A 222-nucleotide genomic window follows, 5' to 3' on the forward strand; every position below is an offset into this window, starting at 1 on the left:
TGTTCATCGACAAGAGCACCCAGACGGTCCAGATCACCGGCACCGCTGGTGGCAACTTCGAGAAATTGGAAGTGGCCGGTAACGGCGCAACGACCACCATCAACGACACCATCGACAAAGTCGATGTGGTCCTGACGGCCACCAAAACCGTGGGTGAAGGCGGCGAGATCGTCTACACCGCGACCCTGGTCGACAAGGATGGCAAGCCAGTCACCAACACCA

1 protein-coding gene is annotated in these 222 nt (G+C 58.6%); it reads left to right on the forward strand.

Annotated features, from left to right (window positions below; translation table 11 throughout):
- Window positions 1-222: immunoglobulin-like domain-containing protein (locus BFQ03_RS30790; protein WP_239695269.1), on the forward strand; the 222-nt coding region annotated here is incomplete at both ends.

The organism is Pseudomonas sp. 25 R 14, assembly GCF_900004755.1.
In the GTDB taxonomy this organism is placed as follows: Bacteria; Pseudomonadota; Gammaproteobacteria; order Pseudomonadales; family Pseudomonadaceae; genus Aquipseudomonas; species Aquipseudomonas brenneri.